Origin of the sequence: uncultured Phenylobacterium sp., assembly GCF_902826855.1 — a bacterium.
Taxonomy (GTDB): domain Bacteria; phylum Pseudomonadota; class Alphaproteobacteria; order Caulobacterales; family Caulobacteraceae; genus Phenylobacterium.
In genome coordinates this window covers 1-2,987 of record NZ_CADEGK010000328.1, presented here as the reverse complement: position 1 = coordinate 2,987, position 2,987 = coordinate 1, and the positions used below count along the sequence as shown (strand labels likewise).

Annotated in this window: 3 protein-coding genes; 2 read left to right on the top strand and 1 reads right to left on the bottom strand. The window is 67.1% G+C overall.

Annotated features, from left to right (window positions below; all coding sequences use genetic code 11):
- On the bottom strand, positions 1-521 hold a 521-nt coding region (locus tag QZV94_RS24275; protein ID WP_293682937.1), incomplete at its 3' end, for an MFS transporter.
- Positions 522-562: 41 nt separating this feature from the next.
- Here QZV94_RS24275 and QZV94_RS24270 point away from each other — a divergent pair.
- The gene (locus QZV94_RS24270; protein WP_293682939.1) at positions 563-1,546 is read left to right on the top strand and encodes an alpha/beta hydrolase; all 984 of its coding nucleotides are present in this window, start codon (positions 563-565) and stop codon (positions 1,544-1,546) included.
- A gap of 8 nt (positions 1,547-1,554) precedes the next feature.
- Complete coding sequence (pip, locus tag QZV94_RS24265; protein WP_293682935.1) at positions 1,555-2,547, top strand: prolyl aminopeptidase; 993 nt, start codon at positions 1,555-1,557, stop codon at positions 2,545-2,547.
- Positions 2,548-2,987 lie beyond the last annotated feature (440 nt).

Below are 2,987 nucleotides of genomic sequence, written 5' to 3'. Positions count from 1 at the left end.
CGCCAGCCGCCGACCACCAGCAGGAGGCTGCCGATCAGCGGCGCCAGGATCGGCGCAATGCCCATGATCAGCATCATCAGGCTCAACATCCGCGCCGTCTCGGTGTGGCTGAACTGGTCGCGGACCACCGCGCGGCTGACGACCCCGCCGGCGCAAGCCCCGAGGGCCTGAACGAAGCGGCCGACCAGAAGCTGGTCGATAGTCGCCGCCATGGCGCAGCCGATGGAGGCCAGCGTGAAAATGGCGATGCCGGCCAGGATCGGGATCCGCCGCCCGACGCGGTCCGACCACGGTCCGTAGAAGATTTGTCCCAGCGCCATCCCGGCCAGGAAGGCCGCGACGGTGGCCTGCGCCTGCCCCGGGCTGGCCCTGAGGGAGGCGCCGATGTCCGGCAGGCTCCCCAGGTACATGTCGATCGCCAGCGGGCCCATGGCGGTCAGCGACCCGAGCAGGATCACCAGGCCCCAGGGCGTGGGCGGACTTGCGGCAGGGGGATCGTTGGCGGACGTCACGGCAGTCATGCCCTACTGGTCGCAACGCACCAGGGAAAGGGACCATGCCGATGTCGGCGCTCGAGACGATGATGCCGCCGCCCAAGCGGGCCAGCGTGAACGGGATCGAGATCGGCTACTACGAGGCGGGTCCGCGCACGGGTGTGCCGGTAATCCTGAGTCACGGCTTCCCCGAACTTGCCTTTTCGTGGCGCCACCAGATCAAGGCGCTGGGCGACGCTGGGCGCTGGGTGATCGCTCCGGACCAGCGGGGCTACGGCCTGTCGACGAAGCCCGGCGAAGTGGCGGATTATGACATCGCGCATCTGACCGGTGACATGGTGGGCCTCCTGGACCACCTGGGCGTCGGGAAGGCGATCTTCTGCGGCCACGACTGGGGCGGCATGGTCGTGTGGCAGATGGCGCTGATGCACCCCGACCGGGTGGCGGGCGTCATCGGCCTCAACACGCCCTTCATGCCGCGCGGCCCTTCCGATCCCATCGCCGGCATGCGCGAGCGCTTCGGGCCGGACATGTACATCGTCTGGTTCCAGAACCGGGGCGAGCCGGAGGCGGTGCTGGGCGCGGACACGATGCGGACCATGAGCTTCTTCATGCGCAAGCCGGCTGCCCTGATGGCGGCGGCCCAGCCGCAGGGCGCGTCCGGTTCGACCTTCGCCTTCCGGGACCTGCTGAAGGCCTGGGACGGCAAGACCGGCGGCGATCCGCTGCTGTCCCAGGAAGAACTGGCCGTGTTCGCCGACGCCTTCCGCGATGGCGGCTTCTTTGGGCCGATCAGCTGGTACCGCAACTTCACCCGCAATTGGGAGCTCGCCGAGGGACTGCCCAGCCGGATCGACGGCGTCCCCTGCCTGATGATCACCGCGGAGCTGGACGCGGTGCTGCCACCGTCCGCTGCGGAGCATATGCCCGCCTTGATCGGCGACCTGGAGACCCACCTGGTGACCGGATCGGGCCACTGGACGCAGCAGGAAAAGCCGGAAGACGTGAACCGCCTCATGCTGGACTGGCTGGACAGGCGCTTCCCGAAGTAAAAGGCCTGATGGAACGCACCACCCCCGCGCCTGCCGTCTCCTCCGGACAGAACCGGCGCGGGCTATTCCCGGACAATGAGCCGTTCGCCGCCGGCTATCTGCCCACCGGAGGGCCGCACGAAATCTATTATGAGGAATGCGGCGCCCCGAACGGCAAGCCGTGCGTGATCCTGCATGGCGGTCCGGGCGGGGCGATCAATCCGACCATGCGCCGGTTCTTCGACCCGGCGAAGTGGCGGATGGCGCTGTTCGACCAGCGGGGCTGCGGGCGCAGCCGCCCCAACGCCTCCCTGGAAGACAACACGACCTGGTCGCTGATCGACGACATCGAGCGCCTGCGCGAGCACCTGGGTGTCGAGAAATGGTGTGTGTTCGGCGGCTCCTGGGGCTCAACCCTGGCGCTGGCCTACGCCATTAAGCATCCGGAGCGGGTGGAGAGCCTCGTCCTGCGCGGCATCTTCCTCCTGACCCAGCGGGAGCTTGCCTGGTTTTACCAGGATGGCGCCTCGATGATGTTCCCCGACGCCTGGGCCAGGTTCTGTGCGCCGATCCCGCAAGCCGAGCGCGGTGACATGATCGGCGCCTACCACAAGCGCCTGACCAGCCCCGACCGCCGCGTCCAGGCGCAGGCCGCGGCCGCCTGGAGCCAGTGGGAGGGCGACACCATCTCGATCCGCGGACCCGAGGCCCGGCCCTCCAAGTTCAACGAGATCGACTTCGCCATCGCCTTCGCCCGCATCGAGTGCCACTTCTTCGCCAATGGCGGTTTCTTCCCGCAGCACGACTGGCTGATCAGCAATGCGGCGCAGCTGGCTGGGATCCCCGGCTGGATCGTCCAGGGCCGCTTCGACGTGGTGACGCCGATGGAAAGCGCCTGGCGCCTGAAGACGGCCTGGCCCGCCGCCAGCTTCGAGGTGGTCTGGGACGCAGGCCACGCCTCCACCGAACCCGGCATCGTCGACGCCCTGGTGCGGGCGACGGACCAGGCGCTGCGGGTTTAGGATCGGATGGATACCAGGGGTTACTGGAAGCCCAATTGCATCCGCAGGGCAGCAGCGGCATCCACACGAATAGGGTTTCGATCGGCCGAGAACTAATCCTCGTGCTTCAGTGGTGAAGGTATGTCGCCCCAGTTCAGCTGCACAGTCCCTACGCACCCGCGTCCGCAGGCACGCGGTCGCCTGGCGGCCCGGAGCCTCTCGCCGCATCGGGCTTAATATTGGCCAGGGAGCCCAGCTTCTTCCTCAAATCCAGGAGTGGTTTCTCAAGCAGAAAGTAGGAAGCACAGGCGCAGGCGAACGCCACGCCGAAATACAAGCCCCTCTGCAAAAGGCCCTCACCGGGCAGAACGGCCTGCACGACCGCGATGGAACAAATGGACCATACGTAAACCCACATTTCCCAAGTAAGGCGCTGATTTCGCTGTCCTGACCATTATATT